Origin of the sequence: Neorhizobium sp. 2083 (genome assembly GCF_031455615.1) — a bacterium.
Classification (GTDB): Bacteria; Pseudomonadota; Alphaproteobacteria; order Rhizobiales; family Rhizobiaceae; genus Neorhizobium.
The window spans coordinates 96,216-119,651 of the sequence record NZ_JAVDTC010000002.1 but is presented as its reverse complement, the minus strand read 5'-3'; the positions used below and the strand labels follow the sequence as shown (position 1 = coordinate 119,651).

At 61.7% G+C, this 23,436-nt stretch carries 25 protein-coding genes; 12 read left to right on the top strand and 13 right to left on the bottom strand.

Annotation, left to right across the window (positions count from 1 at the left end):
• Positions 1–112 precede the first annotated feature (112 nt).
• From J2X76_RS08640 to J2X76_RS08630, 3 genes are all read left to right on the top strand, one after another.
• Positions 113–382: a type II toxin-antitoxin system ParD family antitoxin gene (locus tag J2X76_RS08640; protein WP_310215003.1), complete on the top strand. Its 270-nt coding sequence runs from the start codon at positions 113–115 to the stop codon at positions 380–382.
• Positions 379–708: a type II toxin-antitoxin system RelE/ParE family toxin gene (locus J2X76_RS08635; protein WP_310215001.1), complete on the top strand. Its 330-nt coding sequence runs from the start codon at positions 379–381 to the stop codon at positions 706–708. The genes J2X76_RS08640 and J2X76_RS08635 overlap by 4 nt, the downstream gene beginning before the upstream one ends.
• Positions 709–775: 67 nt before the next feature.
• Positions 776–2,638 (top strand): ABC transporter ATP-binding protein, encoded by a 1,863-nt coding sequence (locus J2X76_RS08630; protein ID WP_310214999.1) that lies wholly within the window; start codon positions 776–778, stop codon positions 2,636–2,638.
• A gap of 10 nt (positions 2,639–2,648) precedes the next feature.
• On the opposite strand, the gene J2X76_RS08625 is transcribed toward J2X76_RS08630, so the two are convergent.
• Entirely contained in the window at positions 2,649–3,587 is a 939-nt protein-coding gene (locus J2X76_RS08625) for an endonuclease/exonuclease/phosphatase family protein (protein WP_310214997.1), read from the bottom strand.
• A 393-nt stretch (positions 3,588–3,980) separates the two neighbouring features.
• Between J2X76_RS08625 and petA the strand changes: the two genes are divergently transcribed.
• The 4 genes from petA (at position 3,981) to J2X76_RS08605 (ending at position 7,401) form a co-directional block, all read left to right on the top strand.
• Complete coding sequence (gene petA / locus J2X76_RS08620; RefSeq protein WP_113128421.1) at positions 3,981–4,559, top strand: ubiquinol-cytochrome c reductase iron-sulfur subunit; 579 nt, start codon at positions 3,981–3,983, stop codon at positions 4,557–4,559.
• 14 nt (positions 4,560–4,573) lie between these two features.
• On the top strand, positions 4,574–5,845 hold the full coding sequence (locus J2X76_RS08615; RefSeq protein ID WP_310214995.1) for a cytochrome b N-terminal domain-containing protein: 1,272 nt from the start codon (positions 4,574–4,576) through the stop codon (positions 5,843–5,845).
• A 27-nt stretch (positions 5,846–5,872) separates the two neighbouring features.
• Complete coding sequence (locus J2X76_RS08610) at positions 5,873–6,748, top strand: cytochrome c1 (protein ID WP_113128423.1); 876 nt, start codon at positions 5,873–5,875, stop codon at positions 6,746–6,748.
• Positions 6,749–6,861: 113 nt separating this feature from the next.
• Positions 6,862–7,401 (top strand): adenine phosphoribosyltransferase, encoded by a 540-nt coding sequence (locus J2X76_RS08605; protein WP_405030006.1) that lies wholly within the window; start codon positions 6,862–6,864, stop codon positions 7,399–7,401.
• A gap of 167 nt (positions 7,402–7,568) precedes the next feature.
• Here the strand turns inward: J2X76_RS08605 and J2X76_RS08600 are convergent, their stop codons facing one another.
• Genes J2X76_RS08600 through ychF form a run of 3 tightly spaced genes read right to left on the bottom strand, consistent with a single transcriptional unit; the run spans position 7,569 to position 9,627 of the window.
• Positions 7,569–8,036 (bottom strand): MaoC family dehydratase, encoded by a 468-nt coding sequence (locus J2X76_RS08600; protein WP_310214991.1) that lies wholly within the window; start codon positions 8,034–8,036, stop codon positions 7,569–7,571.
• Positions 8,033–8,503, bottom strand: coding sequence for a MaoC family dehydratase (locus J2X76_RS08595; RefSeq protein ID WP_310214989.1), 471 nt, complete (start codon positions 8,501–8,503; stop codon positions 8,033–8,035). Before J2X76_RS08595 ends, J2X76_RS08600 begins: the two co-directional genes overlap by 4 nt.
• 20 nt (positions 8,504–8,523) lie before the next feature.
• Positions 8,524–9,627 carry a redox-regulated ATPase YchF gene (gene ychF, locus J2X76_RS08590; RefSeq protein ID WP_113282637.1) on the bottom strand — a complete coding sequence of 368 codons (1,104 nt, stop codon included), beginning with the start codon at positions 9,625–9,627 and terminating at the stop codon, positions 8,524–8,526.
• A gap of 133 nt (positions 9,628–9,760) precedes the next feature.
• Here ychF and J2X76_RS08585 point away from each other — a divergent pair, with 133 nt between their 5' ends.
• The 3 genes from J2X76_RS08585 to clpS all read left to right on the top strand — a co-directional run bounded on the left by J2X76_RS08585 (position 9,761) and on the right by clpS (position 10,822).
• The gene (locus J2X76_RS08585; RefSeq protein ID WP_113128427.1) at positions 9,761–10,018 is read left to right on the top strand and encodes an AbrB/MazE/SpoVT family DNA-binding domain-containing protein; all 258 of its coding nucleotides are present in this window, start codon (positions 9,761–9,763) and stop codon (positions 10,016–10,018) included.
• The gene (locus J2X76_RS08580; RefSeq protein WP_310214986.1) at positions 10,015–10,416 is read left to right on the top strand and encodes a type II toxin-antitoxin system VapC family toxin; all 402 of its coding nucleotides are present in this window, start codon (positions 10,015–10,017) and stop codon (positions 10,414–10,416) included. The genes J2X76_RS08585 and J2X76_RS08580 overlap by 4 nt, the downstream gene beginning before the upstream one ends.
• A gap of 97 nt (positions 10,417–10,513) precedes the next feature.
• Positions 10,514–10,822, top strand: a complete 309-nt coding sequence (clpS, locus tag J2X76_RS08575; RefSeq protein ID WP_113128429.1) for an ATP-dependent Clp protease adapter ClpS — start codon at positions 10,514–10,516, stop codon at positions 10,820–10,822.
• Between the two features lie 19 nt (positions 10,823–10,841).
• Here clpS and prmB read toward each other — a convergent pair whose 3' ends face one another.
• The 5 genes from prmB to J2X76_RS08550 all read right to left on the bottom strand — a co-directional run bounded on the left by prmB (position 10,842) and on the right by J2X76_RS08550 (position 16,667).
• Positions 10,842–11,789, bottom strand: coding sequence for a 50S ribosomal protein L3 N(5)-glutamine methyltransferase (gene prmB / locus J2X76_RS08570; RefSeq protein WP_310214984.1), 948 nt, complete (start codon positions 11,787–11,789; stop codon positions 10,842–10,844).
• A 47-nt stretch (positions 11,790–11,836) separates the two neighbouring features.
• Positions 11,837–12,595, bottom strand: coding sequence for an aminoacyl-tRNA hydrolase (pth, locus tag J2X76_RS08565; RefSeq protein WP_113128512.1), 759 nt, complete (start codon positions 12,593–12,595; stop codon positions 11,837–11,839).
• Between the two features lie 78 nt (positions 12,596–12,673).
• Positions 12,674–13,399 (bottom strand): transporter substrate-binding domain-containing protein, encoded by a 726-nt coding sequence (locus J2X76_RS08560; RefSeq protein ID WP_310214981.1) that lies wholly within the window; start codon positions 13,397–13,399, stop codon positions 12,674–12,676.
• Positions 13,400–13,467: 68 nt separating this feature from the next.
• Positions 13,468–15,846, bottom strand: coding sequence for an EAL domain-containing protein (locus J2X76_RS08555; RefSeq protein ID WP_113128431.1), 2,379 nt, complete (start codon positions 15,844–15,846; stop codon positions 13,468–13,470).
• 215 nt (positions 15,847–16,061) lie between these two features.
• Positions 16,062–16,667 carry a 50S ribosomal protein L25/general stress protein Ctc gene (locus J2X76_RS08550; RefSeq protein WP_113128432.1) on the bottom strand — a complete coding sequence of 202 codons (606 nt, stop codon included), beginning with the start codon at positions 16,665–16,667 and terminating at the stop codon, positions 16,062–16,064.
• 244 nt (positions 16,668–16,911) lie between these two features.
• On the opposite strand from J2X76_RS08550, the gene J2X76_RS08545 reads away from it, so the two are divergent.
• A complete protein-coding gene (locus J2X76_RS08545) occupies positions 16,912–18,357 on the top strand; it encodes a hypothetical protein (RefSeq protein WP_310214978.1) in 1,446 nt (481 codons plus the stop codon).
• Between the two features lie 137 nt (positions 18,358–18,494).
• Positions 18,495–20,558: an EAL domain-containing protein gene (locus J2X76_RS08540; RefSeq protein ID WP_310214976.1), complete on the top strand. Its 2,064-nt coding sequence runs from the start codon at positions 18,495–18,497 to the stop codon at positions 20,556–20,558.
• A gap of 11 nt (positions 20,559–20,569) precedes the next feature.
• Here J2X76_RS08540 and J2X76_RS08535 read toward each other — a convergent pair whose 3' ends face one another.
• The 4 genes from J2X76_RS08535 to J2X76_RS08520 all read right to left on the bottom strand — a co-directional run bounded on the left by J2X76_RS08535 (position 20,570) and on the right by J2X76_RS08520 (position 23,378).
• The gene (locus J2X76_RS08535; protein WP_113128435.1) at positions 20,570–20,827 is read right to left on the bottom strand and encodes a hypothetical protein; all 258 of its coding nucleotides are present in this window, start codon (positions 20,825–20,827) and stop codon (positions 20,570–20,572) included.
• Positions 20,828–20,941: 114 nt separating this feature from the next.
• Positions 20,942–21,436 (bottom strand): hypothetical protein, encoded by a 495-nt coding sequence (locus tag J2X76_RS08530; RefSeq protein ID WP_310214972.1) that lies wholly within the window; start codon positions 21,434–21,436, stop codon positions 20,942–20,944.
• A gap of 63 nt (positions 21,437–21,499) precedes the next feature.
• Positions 21,500–22,432 carry a ribose-phosphate pyrophosphokinase gene (locus J2X76_RS08525; protein WP_113128436.1) on the bottom strand — a complete coding sequence of 311 codons (933 nt, stop codon included), beginning with the start codon at positions 22,430–22,432 and terminating at the stop codon, positions 21,500–21,502.
• Between the two features lie 175 nt (positions 22,433–22,607).
• Positions 22,608–23,378, bottom strand: coding sequence for a hypothetical protein (locus J2X76_RS08520; RefSeq protein ID WP_113282632.1), 771 nt, complete (start codon positions 23,376–23,378; stop codon positions 22,608–22,610).
• Positions 23,379–23,436: the final 58 nt, after the last annotated feature.

The window sequence follows — 23,436 nt, the reverse complement described above, 5'->3', positions numbered from 1 at the left end:
CCCGACTGCTGGGGCTTTCATTTCCCGCGTGCAATTGTTCCTGCAGAACTAAGGGTCTTAACAATTCCCAATAGATGAGATAATTTCCAGGGCGAATAAAATCAGGTGCGCCATGGCTACGATTACCATTTCTCTTCCCGATACGCTGAAGGACTTCGTCGAACTTCAGATGGCGACGAAAGGTTACGGTAATGTCAGCGAATATTTCCGCACCCTGTTGCGGGACGCACAGCAGAAAGAGAATGACGAACGCTTGAGGGCTTTGTTGCTGGAGGGGCTTTCCTCCGGAGAAGGGCATGTCGCCACGCCTGAGTTCTGGAGCGATCTTAAGGCAGAGGCGGCGATCCTTCTCGACAGGAAAACGAAGAAGTCTTCGTCTTGATAGTCATCATCAAACCCGCGGCCAGATCCGACATCTTGCGGCAGGTCGATTATTACGGGGGCATCGGTCTGCGAGATATCGCGGAAAGGTTCTTTGTTTCCGTTCAGTCATCGATCGATGTCCTGGCAAGAACACCTTTGGGCGGCTCTCCCCGATACTTTGCCGATGAGGAACTCCTGGGTCTGAGATCCTGGCCGGTGAAATCATTTGAGGCATTCCGTATCTACTATATTCCGCAGGACGATAGATTGATCGTCCTGCGTGTTCTTCATGGTCGGCGCGACGTGGAGGGAATATTCGACGACGACCCAGACGCCGATCATTAAGAAAATGTAAGCCGCCGCTCGCCCGCTTTTGCTTTGCCGCCGATCAGAATCCGCCTATATCCGGGGCATGTTGAAACCGGTCTTCCGCATCTTCGAGAGCTTTATCAAGCCGTTTGCGAGGCGGGACGACCTGAAGCCCCCGGCCGGTCTCATCGGCTTCGTCTGGTTCTATGTCAGCCAGGCAAAACTCCCCTTCTTCGCCATGCTGGTGCTCGGCGGGCTTGCGGCCGGCGTCGAGGCGGCGATGTTCTGGTATGTCGGACGGCTGGTCGATATCCTCGATACGACCAAACCCGCCGACGGCTGGGCGGGGCTTTTGGCCAACCACGGGACCGAGCTGGTGGTCATGGCGCTGGTGGTTGGCATCGGCCGCTTCCTGATCGGCTTTCTGACGGCGTTGGTCGACCAGCAGATCATCACGCCCGGTTTCTACAACCTGGTGCGCTGGCAATCGTATATCCACGTGTCGCGCCAGTCGCTCTCCTTCTTCCAGAACGACTTTTCCGGCCGCATCGTCACGAAAGTCTGGTCGGCGGGGCAGGCGACCGGCGACGTCTTGACCTCCTTCATGGAAAGCGTCTGGTTCGTCGGCATCTACTCGGTTTCGACCATCGCGCTCGTCGCAGGCCTCGACTGGCGGCTGGCGATCGTGGTCGTCGCCTGGCTTGCCATCTTCGCGATGCTGGCCCGATATTACGTGCCGCGCATCCGCGAACATTCCAAGGCGTCCGCCGAGGCCGGTTCGATGATTTCCGGCCGCATGGTGGACGCCTATTCGAACATCCAGACGCTTCGCCTCTTCGGCCGCGACGAGGCGAACGACCGATACATGCTGTCGGGCTTCGAGAGCTTTCAGGACACGATCATCGCGTTCACGCGGCTGCTCACCAGCGTGCGCGCCTCGATGGCCTTCCTCTCCGGCACGATGATCGTCACCATGGCGGCGATGAGCGTGCATCTGTGGCTCTCCGGCCTGATCTCGTCCGGCGCGGTCGCCTTCACCATGGCGCTGATGCTGCGGCTCAACTTCCTGCTCGGCCGGCTGATGACGCAGCTCAACGGCATCATGCGCAATATCGGCACGATCCAGAATTCGGCCGAGCTGATCTCGCAGCCGATCGGGCTGGTGGATGCGCCGGGCGCTACGCAGCTGGTGGTGAAGCGTCCGGAGATCCGCTTCGAGAATGTCAGTTTCCACTACGGCAAGACGAAGGGCGTCATCGACAACCTGTCGCTCACGATCCGGCCGGGCGAAAAACTCGGCATCGTCGGGCGTTCGGGCGCCGGCAAGTCGACGCTCGTCAACCTGCTCCTGCGGTTCTACGATCTCGAAGGCGGACGTATCCTGATCGACGGGCAGGACATTGCCAAGGCGACACAGGAATCGCTGCGCGCCCAGATCGGCATGGTGACACAGGATACGTCGCTGCTGCACCGGTCTATCCGCGACAATATCCTGTTCGGCCGGCCGGATGCGACCGAGGCGCAGCTCGTCGAGGCGGCGCGCAAGGCGGAAGCGGATGCGTTCATCGCCAGCCTCGAGGACCAGCGCGGCCGCAAGGGGTTCGACGCGCATGTGGGCGAACGGGGCGTGAAGCTTTCCGGCGGCCAGCGCCAGCGTGTGGCGATCGCACGGGTGATGATCAAGGATGCGCCGATCCTGGTGCTCGACGAGGCCACATCGGCGCTGGATTCGGAGGTGGAGGCGGCGATCCAGTCGAACCTGGAACGGCTGATGCAGGGAAAAACCGTGCTCGCCATTGCCCACCGGCTGTCGACCATCGCAGCGCTCGACCGGCTCATCGTCATGGACAAGGGCCGGATCATCGAGGACGGCACCCATAACGAGCTGATCGCGCGGGGAGGGCTTTATTCCGAGCTCTGGGCGCGGCAGTCCGGCGGGTTCCTTGCCGCGGACGCCGCCCAATAATCTTTCGGGCTCACTGCCCGGTGATCGCGATCTCGGCGATCAGCCCGTAGTGGTTCGAGCCGTGCGCCGTGGGAATGCGCGTCAGCGACTTTATCTTCAGCGGCGCCCGGGCATAGACATGGTCGATCGGCAGGCCAAACACGCCGGCCCGGATCGGCCAGGTCGCCGGCTCGACCTCGGCCGTCGCCAGATCGGTATTGTTCAGGAAACGCCGCATGTTCGGCGCGATGCTGGAGGCGTTGAAATCGCCTGAAAGAAGCAGGGGGCCTGTGGTCTCGCTGATTGCCAGCGCCGCGCGGTTCAGTTCCAGCGAATGGAAATTGTCGAAATAGGGCTTGGTCGTATGCATGCCGACAAAATGGATCGGCCGGCCGGCGACCGTCACCTTCGCCAGGATGAAGCGATCCGGGAAGATATCGCTCAGCGACTGCACGACGGGCGCTTCGATAGGCACCCTGGAGAGCATCAACTGGTCGCAGTCCTCGATCAGCACGCCGCAGCCGACCCGGTAGGGATAGGTTTTGGCGAGCTCGTCCATGTAGACCCTGAGCGGGGCGGCTTCCATGATGTTGACGAGGTCGGCGCCGGAAGACCGGATCGTTACGACGATGTCTTCCGCATTCTCGAAGTTGTCGTTGAGGATGTTGAAGGACATCAGCCGGAAGGTCGGTGCGCCGGCATCCGCTGCCGTCAGCGGCGCGACGAACTCGCGGCCCATCAGCACCGCGTGGCCTGTGAACAGCAGCGAGACGGCAAACAGCAGCCAGACGACGAAGTGGCGCTTGACGAGAAGCGCGACGATCATGGCCAGTACGCAGGCTGCTGCCGCATGCAGCTGCAGGCTGTAGAGCGTTCCCAGGATCCAGTGTGGGTGTATGTAACGCGTCCCAATCGCCATCAGTACGAGCGACACGATGACGCAGATGGCAACCGATAGTGTTTGTCTCATTCGGGTATGTCCGGGGCGGCCGCCTTCTGTCGTGCGCTTGGCCTAACATGCGGTCGGATTTGTTGCAATGCGGCACCCGGCAGGGCGGTTAACGGGAAGCGCGCCATCCCCGTCATTTCCTTCGGAAAAGACGTGATTTTCCCGGGCTGGAGCTCGGGTTCCGCGCCAGGTTTCCCGGGCCTGTGCTCTGCCTGACACGGTAGCCCGCAACCCTTCGGGTTTTCCCGCGACAAACTGGTCCCAGCCCCTTGCCAAGGCTGGACATATTTTGCGATCAAGCATAGAACGCGCCGGATTGCTGGGGAATCTGTGGTCGAATTGTGTTCAACCGAGATTCGCCCGGGACGGGGGCAGGGCGGTTTCCGCGAATTGCGTGAGAAGGATGATTGAGCCGTGAGCGAGCACGACACACATAGCGAAACACTGGGCGAGCCCACTCGCCGTGATTTCCTTTACCTGACGACCGGTATGGCCGGCGCCGTCGGCGCTGTTTCCGTGGCATGGCCCTTTATCGACCAGATGCGCCCGGACGCTTCGACGCTCGCGCTCGCCTCGATCGAGGTCAATGTCGCGGCCCTGCAGCCGGGCATGTCGCTGACGGTCAAGTGGCGCGGCAAGCCGGTGTTCATCCGCAACCGCACCCCGGAAGAAGTCAAGGCGGCAGCCGACGTGCCGATGGCCGAGCTCAAGGATCCGGTTGCCCGCAACGCCAACCTGGCGGCCGATGCGAAGGCGACCGGCATCGACCGTTCGGGCGGCGCCGGCAAGGAAAACTGGATCGTGATGATCGGCTCCTGCACCCATCTCGGCTGCGTGCCGCTCGGCCAGTCCGGCGAATACAATGGATGGTTCTGTCCGTGCCACGGGTCGGTCTACGATACGGCCGGCCGTATCCGCAAAGGTCCGGCTCCGGAGAACCTCGCCATTCCGACTTTCAGTTTTAAGTCCGATACAGTTATCCAGATCGGGTGAGGGGATACATACTTATGAGCGGTCATTCCACATACCAGCCGTCGACCGGCATCGAGAAGTGGATCGATTCGCGGCTTCCGCTGCCGCGCATGATCCATGACAGCTTCGTTTCCTACCCCGTTCCCCGCAATCTGAACTATGCCTACACCTTCGGCGCCATGCTGTCGGTGATGCTGATCGTCCAGATCCTCACCGGCGTCGTGCTCGCCATGCACTATGTCGCCTCGACCGGTGCCGCCTTCGACTCGGTCGAAAAGATCATGCGCGACGTCAACCACGGCTGGCTGCTGCGCTACATGCATGCCAACGGCGCGTCGTTCTTCTTCGTTGCCGTCTATCTCCACATCGCCCGCGGCCTCTACTACGGCTCCTACAAGGCGCCCCGCGAAATCCTCTGGATCCTCGGCGTGGTGATCTACCTCCTGATGATGGCGACCGGCTTCATGGGCTATGTTCTGCCCTGGGGTCAGATGTCCTTCTGGGGTGCTACCGTTATCACCGGCTTCTTCTCGGCCTTCCCGCTGGTCGGCGAATGGATACAGCAGTTCCTGCTCGGCGGCTTTGCCGTCGACCAGCCAACGCTGAACCGCTTCTTCTCGCTGCACTACCTGCTGCCCTTCATGATCGCCGGCGTCGTCGTGCTGCACATCTGGGCGCTGCACGTCACAGGCCAGACCAACCCGACCGGCGTCGAAGTCAAGACCAAGACCGACACCGTCGCGTTTACGCCCTATGCGACCATGAAGGACGCGCTCGGCGTCTCCGTCTTCCTGATCGTCTATGCCTGGTTCGTCTTCTACATGCCGAACTTCCTCGGCCATCCGGACAACTACATTCCGGCTGACGCCCTGAAGACCCCGGCTCACATCGTTCCGGAATGGTACTACCTGCCGTTCTACGCGATGCTGCGCGCCATCACCTTCAACGTTGGCCCGATCGACTCCAAGCTCGGCGGCGTGCTGGTGATGTTCGGCTCGATCATCATCCTGTTCTTCCTGCCCTGGCTCGACACGTCGAAGGTCCGCTCGGCAGTCTATCGTCCCTGGTACAAGCTGTTCTTCTGGCTGTTCGTCGCCAATGCGATCATGCTCGGCTGGCTCGGATCCCAGCCGGCGGAAGGCGTGTTCACGCTCATGTCGCAGTTCGGAACCGTCTACTACTTCGGCTTCTTCCTGGTGATCATGCCGTTGCTCGGCCTGTTCGAAACGCCGAGGCGCATTCCGAACTCCATCACGGAAGCGGTTCTTGAAAAGAAGAACGGCAAATCCACCGAAGCCCGCGCCTGACGCCTGCGACCGAGAGGGATTAGAATTATGAACAAGCTTGTTACAAGCCTCGTCTCGCTGGCCTTCCTGGCGGGAATGGGCGTTGCCTCGGCGATTGCACAGGAAAACCATGCTGCGGCACCGGCTGCCGAACATTCGGAAACGCCGCATTTTCCGATCCACCACCCCAAGGAAACCGACTGGAGCTTCGCGGGTCCGTTCGGCCACTATGACAAGGGTCAGCTGCAGCGCGGCTTGAAGGTCTACACGGAAGTCTGTTCCGCCTGCCATTCGATGCGCCTCGTCTCCTTCCGCACGCTGGAAGGTCTCGGTTATTCGGAAGCCCAGGTGAAGGCGTTCGCCGCCAACTACAAGGTTCAGGACGGCCCGAACGACGAAGGCGAAATGTTCGAACGCGCCGCCGTTCCGTCCGACTACTTCCCGTCGCCGTTCGCCAACGCCCAGGCTGCGGCTGCCGCTAACAACGGCGCGGCACCGCCGGACATGTCGCTGCTCGCCAAGGCGCGCGGCGTCACCCGCGGCTTCCCGCAGTTCATCTTCGACATGTTCACCCAGTACCAGTCGGGCGGCCCGGATTACATCCATTCGCTGCTGACCGGGTACCAGGAACCGCCTGCCGGCGTCGAGGTTGCTCCGGGCACCCACTATAATCCGTATTTCGCCAGCGCTGCCGCGCTCGCCATGGCTCCGCCGCTCAGCGGCGACCAGGTCACCTACGAGGATGGCTCGCCGCAGACGGTCGATCAGTATGCCAAGGACGTCTCGGCCTTCCTGATGTGGGCCGCCGAGCCGCATCTCGAAGAGCGCAAGCGTACCGGCTTCATGGTCATGGTCTTCCTGGTGATCTTCACCGGCCTGATCTACCTGACCAAGAAGTCCGTCTATGCGAACAAGGAACACTGAGGTTTTTACCTCGTGACATGAAAAAGGCGGTCTGTGACCGCCTTTTTTGTTGGGAGGACGCCCTTCAGTTGATAGGCTCGTTTCCTGTTCCTGCCGCCAAATATCTGGGTCCCATGTCGTCCAAAACCACGCTCTCCACCGCCATCCGTTCCATTCCGGACTATCCCAAGCCCGGTATCATCTTCCGCGATATTACCACGCTGCTCGGCGACGCCGTCGCCTTCGGGCAGGCGGTGGACGAACTGGTGCGGCCTTACGCGGGCATGGGCGTCGACAAGATCGCCGGTATCGAGGCACGCGGCTTCATCCTCGGCGGCGCGCTGGCGCATCAGCTGAAAGCCGGGTTCGTGCCGATCCGCAAGAAGGGCAAGCTGCCGCACCAGACCGTACGGATGGCCTACAGCCTCGAATACGGCACCGACGAGATGGAGATCCATGTGGACGCGGTAAAGGCCGGCGAGAAGGTGATCCTGACCGACGACCTGATTGCGACCGGCGGCACGGCGGAAGGTGCGGTGAAGCTGCTGCGCCAGCTCGGCGCGGAGATCGTCTCGGCCTGCTTCGTCATCGACCTGCCGGATATCGGGGGCCGCAAGAAGCTTGAAGCGCTCGGCGTTGAAGTCAGGACGCTGGTCGAGTTTTCAGGTCACTGAGAGGGACCGCCTCTCGCCATCCTTATCCCTGTGCTGGTCACAGGGATCCAGCAGCGCCGCGTCTGCGGCGCGGAGGGGTCTTTTCAGCCCAAGGACTTGGGCCGGCTGGATTTCTGTGACAAGCACAGGAGTGAGGGGAGCAAGGACACCGCGCCAGCATCCATGCCTCACGCGAATTCCAGCACCGTGCCTTCGTAGCGCATCACCACCTCGCCATGCTGGTTCACGCCGTCGCATACGGTCAGGTTGATGAAGGTGCCGGGACGCGAGGCAAGCGGCCGGCTTTCGGTCAGCGTGACGGAATAGGTGATGCTGTCACCCGCATAGACCGGCTTCAGCCATTGCAGTTTCTTGAAGCCAGCCGAGGGGCCGAGCTTCGGGGCGGTGATGCCCTCGCTTTCGAGGCGCGCCACCTCGGCTTTCCAATAGGCGATATAGGTTTTCATCCAGCCGGCGCAGGTGTGCCAGCCTGAGGCGCAGAGCGCCCCGAAGACATAGTTCTTTGCGGCTTCCGGATCCACGTGGAAGGGCTGCGGATCGAATTTCTTTGCGTAGCGGACGATGTCCTCTGTGGTGAAGAGAAGCGTGCCGGTGATGACCTTGGTGCCCGGCGGGCGGAGTTCGGCCAGCCTCATGCGGCATTCTCCTCGGCGTCGCGCAGCCGCATCATGATCGGGTTCTCGCCGCGCATGACGACCTCACCCCGCTGGTTCTCCACCTCGTGCAGAAATTTCACGATGCCGATGCCGGGCCGGGAGCGCAGCGTGCGGTATTCCATGACCGTCGAGCGGCCGGACAGCGTGTCGCCGGCCAGAACCGGCTTCTTCCATTCCATAAACTCGATGCCCGGCGAACCCTCCGACGAGGACGCCGAAAGCCAGCCGTCGAACATCATGCGCATGAACATGCTTGCCGTGTGCCAGCCGGAGGCCGAGAGCCCGCCGAGGATGCTCGCCTTGCCGGCAGCCTCGTCGAGATGCATGGGCTGCGGGTCGAACTCGGCGGCGAATTCGACGATCTCGTCGGCGGTCACCGATTTGGAAGCGAGCGGGAAAACCCGCCCGATCGAAAAGTCTTCGAAATAGTATTCGGCTCGCGTCATGTGGCCTCCCGTCCGCACGATCAGGTGTTGAAGCGGAAGTGGATGACGTCGCCATCCTGGACGACGTATTCCTTGCCTTCGTCGCGGCCTTTGCCGGCTTCCTTGGCGCCGACTTCACCCTTGAAGGTGATGTAGTCGTCATAGGAGATGGTGAAGGCGCGGATGAAGCCGCGTTCGAAATCCGTATGGATGACGCCGGCGGCCGCGGGCGCCTTGGTGCCGCGCACGATCGTCCAGGCGCGGGTTTCCTTGGGGCCGACGGTGAAATAGGTGATCAGGTCGAGCAGGTGGTAACCGGCGCGGATCAGCCGGTCGAGGCCGGCTTCCTCAAGACCGAGGGCCGACAGGAATTCCTTGGATTCCTCTTCCGGAAGCTGCGCCACTTCGGACTCGATGGCAGCCGAGATGATCACGCATTCGGCGCCCTGTTCCCTGGCCATGGCGGCGACGGCTTCCGTATGCTGGTTGCCGGTCGAGGCATCGGCTTCCGCGACGTTGCAGACATAGAGAACCGGATGCGACGTCAGGAGGTTGAGGCCCTTGAGGATCTCGATCTCTTCGGGCGCCAGCGTCTTCAGGAGCAGGCGGGCCGGCTTGCCGTCGTTCAGCAGCTTGATGACGGCTTCCATGACAGGAAGCTGCGCGATCGAATCCTTGTCCTTGCCGGTGGCGCGCTTGCGGGTCTGTTCGACGCGGCGCTCGAGGCTTTCGAGGTCGGCGAGCATCAGCTCGGTCTCGATCGTGTCAGCATCGCCGACCGGGTTGATGCGGCCTTCGACATGGGTGATGTCGTCGTCCTCGAAGCAGCGCAGCACGTGCACGACAGCATCGACTTCGCGGATATTGGCGAGGAACTTGTTGCCGAGGCCTTCACCCTTCGAGGCGCCGCGCACGAGGCCGGCGATATCGACGAAGGAGATGCGGGTCGGGATGATTTCCTTGGAGCCGGCGATCGCCGCCAGCTTCTGCATGCGCGGATCGGGGACCGCCACTTCGCCGGTGTTCGGTTCGATCGTGCAGAACGGATAGTTGGCCGCCTGGGCCGCCGCCGTCTTGGTGAGCGCATTGAAGAGAGTGGACTTGCCGACATTCGGCAGGCCCACGATACCGCATTTGAAACCCATGGGTCCGGACCCTGTATTGTAAGAAATTTCGTTGTTGTGGCTATGGGGGAAAGTGCCCGGGCGGTCAAGGCTCCGCTACCGATCCTTGCGCGTAAGGCATATTCGCCTTACTTTAAATCAACGGAGAATGGTCATGGTTAGATTGAAAGTCACCGCAAAAGGGCAGGTTACCTTGAAAAAGGAGGTTCTTGATCACCTTGGCATCAAACCCGGCGACGAGATCGATGTCGATCTCCGGCCGAAGCGGCAGGCTATGATCCATCCGATTTCCGGCAAACTGCCGATCGAAAGCGTCTTCGGAATGTTCAAGAATACGACGGGCAAAAGCTATTCGATCGATGAGATCAACGAGGCAATTGCAGCAAGCTATGCTGGCGAGGCGGAGCAATGAGCCTCATCGTCGATACCAATATCCTTTTGAGAGCAATGATCTTCGATCACGAAGTCGAAAGCCCGAAAGCCCAGGCTCTGTTGGCCTCGAACGAGGTGACCATTTCGAACCAGACCCTATGTGAAATGGTATGGGTTCTTCGTCGGCTCTATAAAAGAAGCCAGAGCGACCTCGTCGCAGCTATTCAGACTTGGATGAGCGTCAAGACCGTCGCGCTTGATCGCGCTGCGGTCGAAGCCGGTCTCACATTCTTGGAGGGCGGAGGAGATTTCGCGGATGGTGTGATCGAATTCGAGGGGCGCAAGCTCGGCGGCGACACGTTCGCGACCTTCGACAAGCGTGCCGCCTCTATCGTGCGTGCAAAAGGCCGCGAATGCCTCCTGCTCGACGCCGTTTGACCTCATTCCACTCCGATGAGTTGCTTGAAAAATCCCGGTTGCGGTGCGATATAGCCGGCATGTTCTCCCGATAGGATTGCATCGTCAGGAGAGGCCGATGGCCGAAGATACCAGCTTAAAACCGAAGACAATCTCCAAGCCCAAAGTCGAGCGGCCGAAGCTCTACAAGGTCATTCTCGTCAACGACGATTATACGCCGCGCGAATTCGTGACCATGGTACTGAAAGCCGTGTTCCGGATGAGCGAGGAGACCGGCTATCGTGTGATGCTGACCGCCCACCGGATGGGCACCGCGGTCGTCGTTGTCTGCACCAGGGACATTGCCGAGACCAAGGCGAAGGAAGCGATCGACCTCGCCAAGGAGGCCGGCTTCCCGCTGATGTTCACGACCGAGCCGGAAGAGTAGCCAGCACGGCGAACAAGGCTTACTTCCTCTTTTTCCCGGCCTTGACCCCGAGTGCTTCGGCGCTGATCCAGAACACGGCGTCCTGCGATTCCGCCGTTTCCAGCCAGAGGAAATCGAGGTCGGGGAATTCTTCTTCGAGAATTTCGCGGCCCGAGCCGATTTCGCAGATCATCCCGCCCTCGGGATTGAGATGCGCCGGGGCTTCGGCGAGCAGCCGGCGGACGAGGTCGAGACCGTCGACGCCACCGTCGAAGGCCATGGCCGGCTCGGACCGGAACTCCTCCGGGAAGCCCTCCATCGCCTCGTGATCCACATAGGGCGGATTGGTGATGATCAGATCGTATTTCCGCTTGCCGAGCGGCGCGAAGAGATCGCCTTCGTGGAGCGCCAACTGGTCTTCCACGCCGTGCTCGGCGACGTTGAGCCTCGCGACCTCCAGTGCATCGGGCGACAGATCGACCGCATCGACAGCGGCATTGGGGAAGAACTTTGCGGCAAGGATGGCGAGGCACCCGGAGCCCGTGCAGATGTCGACCGCGCTTTCGACGCTCAGCGGATCGGGGAGGAAGGACGAGCCGCTTTCGCTCAGATATTCGGAAAACAGGATCTCGCCGATATGGGAGCGGGGCACGATCACCCGCTCGTCGACGAGAAAGCGGACGCCCTGGATATAGGCGTGGCCGGTCAGATAGGAGGTGGGCTTGCGGGTGGTGACGCGCGCGTCGATCCGCTCGGCCAGCAGCCGCCGTTCGGCCGGCAGAAGGCGGGCGTCGAGAAACGGATCGAGCGCATCGATCGGCAGATCAAGGCTGTCGAGGATCAGGAAGGCGGCGTCGTCGCCCGCGGTCGTCGTGCCGTGGCCGTAGCTGAGGTTTGCGGCATTGAAGCGGGAGATGGCATAACGCCAGTAGTCGCGAAGGGTGACGAGTTCGCCGGTGATTGCATCGATATTCGAGGTTTTGGTCATGTCGCGCTTCTGATTCCGGTGTGTCATTTCTACGGGTGTCGCGCCCGTCATTCGCCCTTGCCGCCGAACATCTTCTTCAGCATCTCGGCCATCGGGCCCGATGTCGGCAGGTTCGGCTTGCCGCCTCCGCGGGCCTGGTGGATATGGGATTGGCCGGTCGGCCTGGTGACCGGCTTCTTTTCCGCATTCGGCCCGTCTTTTGCCGGTTTGGCCTTGGCCGGCTTTTCATCGTCCGGCTTGCCGCCGACGGCGAGCGCCAGCTTGTTCATCAGTTGCGAGTCTTCCCCCTTCACCAGCATCTCGGCGTTGTCGGCGAGCGCGTCGAGGAGAGGGGAGAGCCAGGTCTGGTCGACCTTGGCGAAGTCTCCGAGCACGTGGTTGTGGACGAGTTCCTTGGCGCCCGGATGGCCGATGCCGAGGCGAAGCCTGCGATATTCGCGGCCGCAATGGGCGTCGAGCGATTTGACTCCGTTGTGGCCGCCATGGCCGCCGCCGGTCTTGATGCGGGCCTTGGCCGCGGCCAAGTCGAGTTCGTCATAGATGGCGATGATGTTTTCGGGGCCAAGCTTGTAGAAGCGCATGGCCTCGCCGACCGCTTCGCCGGAGAGGTTCATAAAGGTCTGCGGCTTGATCAGCAGCACCTTTTCGCCGGCGAGCTCGCCTTCCGAGATGAGCGCCTTGAATTTCTTCGACCAGGGTGAAAAGCCGGGTCGGCGCTGGATCGCGTCCACCGCCATGAAGCCGATATTGTGGCGGTTGCCCGCATATTGGGAACCGGGATTGCCGAGGCCGGCGATGATGAGCATGGAGACGTCCATCCTTGACTGCTGGCCTTCACCACCGCGAAATGCCGCCAAAGTCAACCGGTTTCAACACCGGAGCCGCTATTGGGCCTCGTTGATGCCGTAGCGATTGAGAATTGCGTTCTGGACGCCGTCCTTGATGAGGCGGTCGAGGCCGGCCTGCATTCTGGCGATCAGTTCGTCCGGCACATCGAGGTTGCAGGCAATGCCGAGATGCTGTTCGGAGAACAGGACGACCTTTTCGATCGGCGTTCCGTCCGCCTTCAGCTTCTGGTAGACGCCTTCCGACATGGGCATCATGTCGATACGGTCCTGCAGCAGCTTTCGCAGCGTCGTGTCGACGTCGGCGCTGAGGTCGATCTTCGGGAAACCGAAGCTCTTCAAGAGCCCTTCGGTATAGTCGGCGCGATGGGTGCCAACCGTATATTTCTTGGCCTCGTCCAGGGTGGCGGCGGTGATTTTGGCACCCGCGTGACGGACAAGGATGCTGCGGTCGATGAACAGCGGCACGACCCATTTGAAACGGTGCTCGCGCTCCGGTGTGCGGGCGGCGGCGAAGACGCAGTGCTTGGACTGTGTCTCGGCCATGGCGATGGCGCGGGCCCAGGGCATGATCTCCATCGTGTAGGGCGTGCCCGCGTCACGCATGATGATCTCGACCTGATCGATGCCGACGCCGCGATACCTGCCGCCCGGCTCCTGATAGCTGAACGGCGGGTAGGACTCGGTCGAAAAGGCGATCGGCTGCTGGGCATGGGCGCCTGCCGCGAGGCTGAGGCTGGCAAGAAGCGGCGCTGCGATTTTCATCTGTCCCCCTTCCAAACGCGCATGTTGTCATTTCTGACCCAGCATCTGGTCCGGAGGTGAGGGCTTTGTCAGCTCGCCATGGACTTGATTTCGGCCTGCCGGGCGGAGAGGGCCGAGATCAGTTCGGAGATTTCGCGGGGCTTCGAGAAATGATAGCCCTGGGCGTAGTCGATGCCTATCTGCTGCAGCAACGAGCGCTGTTCTTCCGTCTCGACGCCTTCGGCGACGACCTTGCAGTTCATCTTGTGAGAAATAGCACTGATGCCTTCGACAAGCATCCTGTTCTTACTGCCTATATCGCCGGTCTGCTCGGTAAGTGAACGGATGAAGGACTGGTCGATCTTGACGATATCGACCGGGAACCGGCTCATGTAGCTCAGCGACGAATAACCGGTGCCGAAATCGTCGAGCGCGATGCGGCAGCCGAAGCGATGGATCTCGTTGAGGATGGTGCGGATCTCGGGATTGTCGTGCATCAGCACCGCTTCGGTGATTTCCACCACAAGGCGCGACGGATCGATGCCGTAGCGGCCGAGCAGGCCGGCGAGACGGGCGGGCAGGCCGGGTTCGAATTGCAGCGGCGAGAAATTGACGGCGACATAGGTTTGGCCCATGCCGGGCAGGCGGGAGATGCGGGCGAGGTTCGCCATCGCGTCTTCCAGGATGAGGTTGCCGATCTGGCCGATCGTGCCAGTCTCCTCGGCGACGCTGATGATGCCGGCCGGCGACATCACTCCCTTCCGCGGGTGGCGCATGCGCATCAGGGCTTCGAAGCCAGACGGAATGCCGGTCTCGATGTCGACGATCGGCTGGAAATGCGCCTCGAACCAGCTTGCGGCGATCCCGACCTCGATGTCGCTCTCGATCTCGGCCCTTTCCCGCGTCTGGTCGAGAATGGCGGGATCGTAGACCTGCGCGCCGTTCTTGCCGTCGCGTTTGCGGGCATACATGGCCATGTCGGACTTCTGCAGGAGTTCGGCGGCGCTGGCGGCATGGCTCGGATAGAAGGCAAGACCGATACTGGCGCTGAGCCGCACGCCGGTGCCCTGGACCCGGAAGGGGACCTCGAACATGTCGACGATCTTCTGGCTGAGTTCGGTCGCGCGGCGCTCGGCGCCGTCCCCGGTGATCAGGATCGCGAATTCGTCGCCGCCGAGGCGCGAGGCGATATCGCCGTCGCCGAGCATCGGCCGCGTCCGTTCGACGAACTGGCAGAGCACGGTGTCGCCGGCGGCGTGGCCGAGATTGTCGTTGATTGCCTTGAAGCGGTCGAGATCGACGAACAGGCAGGCGACTTCGGTGCGCGCCTTGTCAGCCTCGGCGATCTTCTGGTCCAGGGCTGCCTCGAAGCCCTGACGGTTCAGGAGCCCGGTCAGGTGGTCGGAAATCGCCTGCTGGTGGTTACGAAGTTCCGATTGCCTGAGTTCCGTGACGTCGGTCATGACGCTGAGCGAGCCGGGGATGCTGCCACCGGCCGTGCCGAGTTCGGTCTCGACGATCAAAACGTCCATCAGGCGGCTGTCGGCGCACAGGAACCGGACCGTGACCTCGATGGCCGGACCGCTCGATTTCGCCTGCTGCTTGCGCCTTGCATAGATCTGGCGGTCGGCGGGGGCGACGAGCTCGGAGAACGCGTGTCCGATGATATCCTCACGGCGGTAACCGGTCGCCAGCAGCCAGTAGTCGCTGACGGCTGCGATCTGGTCGCCTGCGGTGAGCGAGAACAGCATGGCCGGCGTCAGGTTGTAGATTTCGGTGGTCTGCTGATGGGCGCGCTTGAGTTCGCGCTCCTCGCGTTCCAAGAGCGTCTGCATTTCGTTGAAGCTCTTCGCCAGGCGTCCCATTTCGTCGTTCGAGCGCCAGTCGACATGGTGGCGCGAGCCGAGCCTGCGGGTTGCCTCGATGGCTGCGGTCAGCCGCATCAGCGGCTTGATGACCATGACGCGGTTGCCGAGGATGGCCGCGCCGAAGACCGTCAGGACGGTGATGATGAAGATGGAGATGAAGGCCATTTCCATCTGGTGCAGGGCGGAGAACCAGCCGAGCTTGGGCACGTAGACGGTGATGCTGCCGACATTGCGGACGCCCTGCTGCGACTTGTAGAAGATCGGCTCGGAGATCGAGTCCAGCCCCCGGAAATCGGCGGGATTGACGTCGACCTCGGAAATATTCAGCTTGCCGGTATTGTCGCTGATCTGGACGCCGTTGATCGCCGGATCGGCGATTAACATCGAGGCGACCTGATGGATGCTGTCGGTGTCGAGATCCCAGAGCGGCTTGCCGAGCGCCTGGGAATTGGTCACCAGCACGACATTGACGTGTTCGCTGAGGTTCTTGGCGGCCTGCTGGGAGGAAAGCGCCAGAAACAGCGTGAACAGCGGAGCGACGACGACCAGAAGGGCGCCTGAAATAATCGCTATAAAACGACTCTCAACGGAATGAGTCATCCGTCTCCCCGCATTCATCGTCCGGCGGCAGCCGGACTATTCCCCGTCATGCTGAAGTAGCGTGCATCGTTTCATCTATTCATTAAACTTCACTGAAACGACGGTGCCAAGATTCGAACGAATTACGGAAGCAGGGTTACGAAATTGTATCCAGCAAACAATAAAAAACCCGCTTTCTTGCGAAAGCGGGTTTCATTTCAAGAATTTCGGTCTGTTTATTCAGCAGAAGCCGGTTCTTCTTCGGCAACGCCTGCAGCCGGGGCGACGATCGTCGCGATGGTGAAGTCGCGGTCGGAGATGACCGGACGGACGCCAGCCGGCAGCTTGACGGCAGAGATGTGGAGGCTGTCGCCGATCTTCGCGCCCGTCAGGTCGACGGTCAGGAATTCCGGAATGTCGTTGGCCGGGCAGAGCAGCTCGACTTCGTGACGGACGATGTTGAGAACGCCGCCGACCTTGATGCCCGGGGACTTCTCTTCGTTGACGAAGTGAACCGGAACTTCAACGGAAACTTCCGTGTTGCCCGAGACGCGCAGAAAATCCACGTGCATGGTGAAGTCGCGGACCGGATCGAGCTGATAGTCCTTCGGGAGGACCTGGATCTTCTCGCCGTTGACGTCGATCGTGGCAACCGTGGTCATGAAACCGCCGGCATGGATGCGCTTCGTGACTTCGTTGGTCGACAGAGCGATCGCGAGGGGGGACTGCTTGTCACCGTAGATGACAGCAGGAATGAAACCGTTGCGGCGAAGTTCACGGGAGGACCCCTTACCTACCCGTTCGCGCGCCTCGGCCTTGAGCTCGTAAGATGCGTGGCTCATGGCATATCCTTTCGAGGTTGTTTGGAGAGTTTTCCGCAAGCGATGGCCGCTGGCGTCAAACCGAAGGGCACCGTCCGATGCGCTTCATCCGCGTTGCCTCCAAGGGTGTCTACGCGGACGGGCGGGCTATAATACAACGATCGAGGATGTGCAAGCTTTTCGGCCCGCAAAACAAGGGCTTCCGCTTGACTTCGCCGGTCCATCTTCCAAATAGTGCCCGTCGAACGAGGGAAGGGCTTGATTCATGAAACGGACTTTGATCGCGGCCGGACTGATGGCTGCGTCCTGCGTATATCCGGTTGCGGCGGCTGAGATCAACGACAAGGGGGCTCGCAGCCTCAAGGAAAGCCTCAGCTACTTTCTGCCCGATACGGTCAAGTCGGCGGGTTTCCTGACCGTCAAGCCGGCCGGCGGACGCTACGAGATCAGCTACGATTTCGCCAAGCTTCTCAAGTCCATCGACAAGAAGAACTTCAAGGTCTCCGGGCTGAAGCCGTTTTCGATCTTCGCCGCACCGCTCGACAACGGCCAGTGGAAGCTCAATAGCGACAGCGACATGTCCTTCACCGTGCAGGGCAAGATGCCCGACGGCAAGCCGACGAATCTCAGCTATTCCGTCACCGACATGGTGTTTTCGGGCATATTCGACCCCGCGATCAGCTATCTGCGCTCGGGCGAAGCGACCTCCGGCCCGATCCGCATGGTTTCGAAGAGCGGTCCGGAAGAGGTCGAGGCGAGTTTCGCCGGCATGAACTATTCCCTCGCGTCCGCAGCGAGCGCGACTGCCGGAGGCACCGATTTCACGGGCAAGGGTTCGTTCTCGCGCTTCTACGAACGGGTTGCGACGCCGCAAACCCCGCCGGTGCAGATCCGTGCCGAAAGCCTCGATTTCGACGTGGGCGTGCAGGGCGTCGTGGCGGAGAAGATCCGCGATCTCGTCATGTTCGTGCTGGAGCTCGTCGAGGATGAAAAGCCCTCGCAGGCCGAGATCGCCAAGCTCAAGGAACTTTTCCGGGGCGCAATGCCGTTCTTCACGGCGCTTTCGGAAAAGATTACCTTCAACCAGTTCACCGTGGCGAGCCCGATCGGCGATTTCGGCGTCCACAAGCTCGACTACACGTTCACGATGAGCGAGCCCGCGGAAGCGACGCGGATCGGCTTCGGTGCGCGCGTCGAGAACATCTCGACGCCTGACGGCATCATCCCGCCGCTCTACGCCCAGCTGGTGCCCGACATGGCGGAGATGGAGGTCGGGGTGGCCGACCTCAACTTCCAGCGCTTCGTCGATACCTTGATGGAAATGGACTTTTCAAAGCCGGGTCCGCTGCCGGATGAAGAGGGCGAGCGCCTCGGCAAGGCCTTCCTCGACGACGGCCAGCTGACAGTCGACTTCCCGCGGGTCGCGGCAAAATCCGCGCTCTACGATGTCGAAGCCTCCGGCAAGGTCAAGGGCAATCCGGAAGAGAAGGATCGCTACACGCTCGAAACCTCGATCCTCGCCCGCGATATCGACAAGCTGATTCAGTATTTCCAGAATGCTGCCAAGAGCGACCCCGAGTTCAACCAGGTTTCTTTCGCCATGATGATGGCGAAGGGCATGGCGAAGACGGAGCCGGACGGCCGCCTGCGCTGGGACATCAAGTTCGAGGACGGCAAGAACTTCAGCGTCAACGGCCAGCCGATCCAGTGATCCGACGGATCGCCTGTGCCTTTTGACCCCGCCTTCGTTTTTGCCAATCAGGGGCCGTTTACCATCAAAGGGAACGTTTCAAACATGTTTCAGTGCTAAAACTTTTCAACCAAACCCGTTGAAAAGTAACAGGCTTCATGTTTCGCGTTCTCTCCTGTATTTTTGTCGAGCACGACCTTCGCTATATCGCCTGCGCCGTGCTCATCTGCATGGCCGGATCCTTCCTGACGATACGGCTTTTTTCCCGGGCGCGGAGGGGAAGCGGGCTCGAGAAGATCATCTGGCTTTTCCTGGCCGGTTTCATGGGTGGATCGACCACCTGGACGACGCATTTTCTGGCCATGCTCGGTTATCTGTCGGGCGGGCAGGCAGGATATGAACCGGCCCAGACGCTCCTGTCTTTCGTGATCGCGGTGGTGACCGCCACGGCCGGTCTCGGCATTGCGGCTTATGGCGGTCGTTCCATGCTTGCCGAAGCCGGCGGGGTGGTCATCGGGCTCGGTATCGCCGCGATGCATTATACCGGCATGGCCGCCTACGAGGCGCAGGGCGTCATCGGCTGGGATCGCTCCTACGTGATTGCCTCCCTCATCTTTGCCAGCCTGTTCGGCGCCTTGACGATCAATCGCGTCGTGCGTCCGGCCACCCGGTTTTGCAAATACAGCTCCGTACTGGCGCTGATCCTGGCGATCGCCACCACTCATTTCACCGCCATGGGCGCAATCGACCTCACCTTCGATCCCCGCACCGTGCCGCTGAACGAGGCCCTTCCGCCGGCCGTGCTCGGCTTCGGCGTCTTGTCGCAGATGCTCATCCTGCTCGCGCTGACCGCGGTCACCTACCTGATCGATGCCCGGACGACGCAAGCTGCCGTCGAACAGTATCGCCACCTTTCCCTGCACGACGCATTGACGGGACTTGCCAACCGGGCCGCCTTCAACGAGCAGCTCGCCGATATCGCCGCGCGTCCGGCGGACCTGGCCGGCCGCATCGCGGTGCTCTCATTCGATCTCAACCGCTTCAAGGAGGTCAACGACGTTCACGGCCATGCCGCCGGCGACGAGGTGCTGCGGGTGATCGGCAGCCGGCTTGCCAAGGCGGCCGGTGAGGGCGAGTTCATCGCCCGGGTCGGCGGCGACGAATTCGTGGCGCTGAAGCATATGTACTACAAGCGTTCCGACGCGATGGTGCTTGCCAACCGGCTGCTTGCCGAAATCTGCAAGCCGATTGAATGGAGCGGCAATACGCTTACGGTCGGCTCGAGCGTCGGCATTGCGCTCTATCCCGGGGAAGCAAAGACGGTCGACGATCTCGTGGCCCAGGCGGATGTGGCCATGTACCGCGCCAAGCAATCCGGCGACAACGTGATCTGCTTCTACGATTCCTCGATGGACCAGGCGGCCCGCGAACGCAACGCGCTCGCCATGGACATGCGCTCCGGGCTCGTGGCAGGGCAGTTCGAACTCTATTACCAGCTGCAGAACGATACGTTTTCGGGAGAGGTGGTCGGCTTCGAGGTTCTGCTGCGCTGGAACCATCCGGTCCGGGGACTGGTCTCTCCGGGCGAGTTCATCCCGATCGCGGAGCGCACCGGCTTCATCGTCGAGCTCGGCGAATGGGTGCTGCGGACTGCCTGCGCGGAGGCGACGAGCTGGAAAAAGCCGTTCGGCATTGCCGTCAACGTGGCCGCGCAGCAGCTTGCCGACCCGAAATTCCCGGCGAGGGTTCACGATATCCTCAAGCAGACAGGGCTCAGCGCCGACCGGCTCGAGCTGGAGATCACCGAATCCGGCATCATCGCCGACCATCAGCGGGCGCTTCAGGCCGTCCGCCACCTCAAGAGCCTTGGCGTCAAGATCGCCATGGACGACTATGGTACCGGCTATTCGTCGCTTTCGACGCTGATGTCCTTTCCGTTCGACAAGATCAAGATCGACCGAACCTTCGTCGACGGGCTTTCCAACAACGAACAGTCGGCGGCGATCGTGCGCTCGACGCTGATCCTTGCATCGAGCCTCCACATTCCGGTGCTTGCGGAAGGGGTGGAGACCGACGCGCATATCGCCTTCCTGCGCAAGGAAGGCTGCATGCAGGTCCAGGGCTACCTGTTCGGCAAGCCCGGTCCACGGGCCGGCATCGAGCATATCGTCAACGGCGAGACGGTGGACGAGATTATCCCGCCGGCTTCCAAGGTCGCCTGACCCCGCGCCGGTCAGCGTCGGGGTTCGCCCCCCGGTGCATAGACGGTCTTCTGTTCGAAACGGAATTTGTGGGCGCACTGGCCGCAGCGGATCATGTATTTGCGCGGATCGGTCGAAGCGAACTCGGTCAGGAAACCTCTCGGCAGTTCATCGATGCGGAAGTCGCGATTGCCCTGCCGCCTGTCGTCGGTTTCGGAAACCTCGGCGAAACCGACATTGCCGCATTGGGAACATTCGAGTTTTCGGGAATAGCGGTCGCGTGCGGCCATGCTTGTCTCCTTATTCGGGGGCCTTCTAGCCGAAGCCCCGGCACAAAGCAAAACGCCGGAACCAGGGTTCCGGCGTTTTTCGTCGATGATTTGTCCTTACCTCGGGCCCGCGATCTAGCGGCGGCATTCGCCGGAGGCGACGACGCCGAAGCCGGCGTTCGCCGCCTCGCAGGCGTTCGGGAAGGTCTGGGTGCGCCCGCCCTGCTGGCCGCAGACGGGACGGTATTCGCGCGTGCAGAAGCCGGGCTGCTCGGGCCTTCCGGGGCGGCCCGGCTGGTCGGGGCGACCGGGATGGCCCGGCTGGTTCCAGTCCGGGCGATCTGGACGGTTAGGTCTGCCGGGTTGGTTCCAATCGGGACGGTCGGGCCTTTGCGGGCGATCCCAATCCGGGCGGTCCGGCCTCTGGGGACGATCCCAGTCGGGCCGGTCGGGACGGCCCGGACGGTTCCAGTCGGGGCGATCGGGCCTCTGGGGACGGTTCCAGTCCGGCCGAGGCCGTTCCGGCGGGTAATAGCCACCGGGCCTGCCGCCGCCATCGACACAGGCCGACAGCAGCGGAATGAGAAGGAAAATGGCCAGTTTCTTCGACAGGCCGATCAAGGAAGACATTGCGACTCACCCTCAGTTTGCGCTCGAGGGTCAATCTATCCAAATACTTGTGACAGAAGAAGGTCAGTCGAACAGGCTGGAGACCGAGGATTCCATGGCCGTGCGGTTGATCGCCTCGCCGAGCAGGTTGGCGGTGGTGATGACCCGGATATTGTGGGCCGACTGAACCGCCGTGGTCGGCTGGATCGAGTCGGTGATCACCAGTTCCTTGAGCTTGGAGGCGGCGATGCGGGCGACCGCGCCGCCGGAGAGCACGCCATGGGTGATGTATGCGGTGACGCTGGTGGCGCCGTTGTTCAAAAGCGCTTCGGCCGCGTTGCAGAGCGTGCCGCCGGAATCGACGATGTCGTCGATCAGCAGACAATCCTTGCCGTCGACCTCGCCGATGACGTTCATCACCTCCGACTCGCCGGCCCGCTCGCGCCGCTTGTCGACGATCGCGAGCTGACAGTCGATGCGCTTGGCGAGCGCCCGGGCGCGGACCACGCCGCCGACGTCGGGCGAGACAACCATAACGTTGTTGAGATCGTAGTGCTCTTTCACGTCGCGGGCGAGAACCGGAACCGCAAAGAGATTGTCGGTCGGGATGTCGAAAAAGCCCTGGATCTGACCGGCATGCAGGTCGAGCGTCAGGACGCGGTCGGCGCCGGCCTCGGTGATCAGGTTGGCGACGAGCTTTGCCGAGATCGGCGTGCGCGGGCCGGCCTTGCGGTCCTGGCGGGCGTAACCGAAATAGGGGAGAACGGCGGTGATGCGCTTGGCCGACGACCGACGGAAGGCATCGATCATGATCAGCAGTTCCATCAGGTGGTCGTTGGTCGGGAAAGACGTGGACTGGATGATGAAGACATCCTCGCCGCGCACGTTTTCCTGAATTTCAACGAAGATTTCCTGGTCTGCAAATCGCCTGACACTGGCTTTTCCGACTGGAACATTAAGATAGCTGCAGATCGCGTCGGCGAGGTGCCGGTTCGAATTGCCTGCGAAAACCTTCATTGCGGTCCGCCTGTTTTGAAGCTGGATGCGGGCCTTTTACCGCCGCCGCCTTCGAATGCAAGTGCGTTTCGCACCCGCTCACTCATTTTTATGAAGAAACTGTGACTCGTGGCTTTTGAGGTTCAGTGCCGGATCGGCCGGCTCGGCGGCTCGAGCCGATCGTTCAGCCGATGAATCAGCCCTGAGATTGGCGCCAGTTCACATAGTCCTGGATCGTCTTGGCGGCGATAGTCTCCATGGTCGAGGCGGGAACCGAAGCCCAGGGGTCGTCGCCGCTGCCGGGGACGCTTTCCTGGCCCTGCATGCGGTGCAGCCGGGCGCCGGAGGCATCGAGAATATCCCAGACATAGACGATGGTGACCTTGCCGCCGTCGGAGAAGGCGGAGAAATACCCTTTGAGGATATGCTCGGTGCTGTTGTCGCTCGACGGCCGGATCGTCAGCCCGTTGGCGCGGGCCTGGGCGCCGAGCTGGCGCGACAGCGGCGTCACCGCCTGGACCGGGGCGCCGATGATCGGCAGGAAACGGACCGTCGGACCGGATGCGGACGGTACTGAGGCGCTCTGCTGCCTGGATTGCTGCTGCGGTTGAGCGGCCGTCGTCCCAGGCTGCTGTGTCTGCATGGCCTGTTGCTGGTCCGTCCCTTGGCCCTGCCATTGCGGCGGCGGGCCGGAGGAGGCGGGCGAGACGGCGTTTCCGGATTCCAGCGCCCGGGCCTGGGCTTCGAGCGTGTTCTGGGGACCGGATTGGTTGCCGCCGCGGCTGTTATAGGTTTCCGGCTGTGCCGAGCGCGCCATGCGATCGGCTTCCGCCTGGGTCACCGGGGAGGAGGTTCTGGCACCGCCGCCGCCGACATTGGCCTGCGGCGTCAGGGCTTCGGTCGTATTGCAGGATGCAAGCACGACCGCCAGCAGGGCAGCGGAAAGCAGTGTTCCGAAAGGCCGCATACCCGTCTCCTGCCACAGATTCCTCGGCGGCAAGCTTAAAGTTCGCTCCCAAACTGTC

What these genes read in the sequence shown, in the direction of transcription:
- J2X76_RS08560 (WP_310214981.1), bottom strand. Translation starts at nt 13,399, where the DNA reads ATGAAAATCGCAGCGCCGCTTCTTGCCAGCCTCAGCCTCGCGGCAGGC.
- J2X76_RS08605 (WP_405030006.1), top strand. Translation starts at nt 6,862, where the DNA reads ATGTCGTCCAAAACCACGCTCTCCACCGCCATCCGTTCCATTCCGGAC.
- J2X76_RS08520 (WP_113282632.1), bottom strand. Translation starts at nt 23,378, where the DNA reads ATGCGGCCTTTCGGAACACTGCTTTCCGCTGCCCTGCTGGCGGTCGTG.
- ychF (WP_113282637.1), bottom strand. Translation starts at nt 9,627, where the DNA reads ATGGGTTTCAAATGCGGTATCGTGGGCCTGCCGAATGTCGGCAAGTCC.
- J2X76_RS08615 (WP_310214995.1), top strand. Translation starts at nt 4,574, where the DNA reads ATGAGCGGTCATTCCACATACCAGCCGTCGACCGGCATCGAGAAGTGG.
- J2X76_RS08585 (WP_113128427.1), top strand. Translation starts at nt 9,761, where the DNA reads ATGGTTAGATTGAAAGTCACCGCAAAAGGGCAGGTTACCTTGAAAAAG.
- J2X76_RS08630 (WP_310214999.1), top strand. Translation starts at nt 776, where the DNA reads ATGTTGAAACCGGTCTTCCGCATCTTCGAGAGCTTTATCAAGCCGTTT.
- J2X76_RS08550 (WP_113128432.1), bottom strand. Translation starts at nt 16,667, where the DNA reads ATGAGCCACGCATCTTACGAGCTCAAGGCCGAGGCGCGCGAACGGGTA.
- J2X76_RS08525 (WP_113128436.1), bottom strand. Translation starts at nt 22,432, where the DNA reads ATGAAGGTTTTCGCAGGCAATTCGAACCGGCACCTCGCCGACGCGATC.
- J2X76_RS08545 (WP_310214978.1), top strand. Translation starts at nt 16,912, where the DNA reads ATGAAACGGACTTTGATCGCGGCCGGACTGATGGCTGCGTCCTGCGTA.
- pth (WP_113128512.1), bottom strand. Translation starts at nt 12,595, where the DNA reads ATGCTCATCATCGCCGGCCTCGGCAATCCCGGTTCCCAATATGCGGGC.
- clpS (WP_113128429.1), top strand. Translation starts at nt 10,514, where the DNA reads ATGGCCGAAGATACCAGCTTAAAACCGAAGACAATCTCCAAGCCCAAA.
- J2X76_RS08595 (WP_310214989.1), bottom strand. Translation starts at nt 8,503, where the DNA reads ATGACGCGAGCCGAATACTATTTCGAAGACTTTTCGATCGGGCGGGTT.
- J2X76_RS08640 (WP_310215003.1), top strand. Translation starts at nt 113, where the DNA reads ATGGCTACGATTACCATTTCTCTTCCCGATACGCTGAAGGACTTCGTC.
- J2X76_RS08610 (WP_113128423.1), top strand. Translation starts at nt 5,873, where the DNA reads ATGAACAAGCTTGTTACAAGCCTCGTCTCGCTGGCCTTCCTGGCGGGA.
- J2X76_RS08625 (WP_310214997.1), bottom strand. Translation starts at nt 3,587, where the DNA reads ATGAGACAAACACTATCGGTTGCCATCTGCGTCATCGTGTCGCTCGTA.
- J2X76_RS08530 (WP_310214972.1), bottom strand. Translation starts at nt 21,436, where the DNA reads ATGTCTTCCTTGATCGGCCTGTCGAAGAAACTGGCCATTTTCCTTCTC.
- J2X76_RS08580 (WP_310214986.1), top strand. Translation starts at nt 10,015, where the DNA reads ATGAGCCTCATCGTCGATACCAATATCCTTTTGAGAGCAATGATCTTC.
- J2X76_RS08540 (WP_310214976.1), top strand. Translation starts at nt 18,495, where the DNA reads ATGTTTCGCGTTCTCTCCTGTATTTTTGTCGAGCACGACCTTCGCTAT.
- prmB (WP_310214984.1), bottom strand. Translation starts at nt 11,789, where the DNA reads ATGACCAAAACCTCGAATATCGATGCAATCACCGGCGAACTCGTCACC.
- J2X76_RS08535 (WP_113128435.1), bottom strand. Translation starts at nt 20,827, where the DNA reads ATGGCCGCACGCGACCGCTATTCCCGAAAACTCGAATGTTCCCAATGC.
- J2X76_RS08555 (WP_113128431.1), bottom strand. Translation starts at nt 15,846, where the DNA reads ATGACTCATTCCGTTGAGAGTCGTTTTATAGCGATTATTTCAGGCGCC.
- J2X76_RS08600 (WP_310214991.1), bottom strand. Translation starts at nt 8,036, where the DNA reads ATGAGGCTGGCCGAACTCCGCCCGCCGGGCACCAAGGTCATCACCGGC.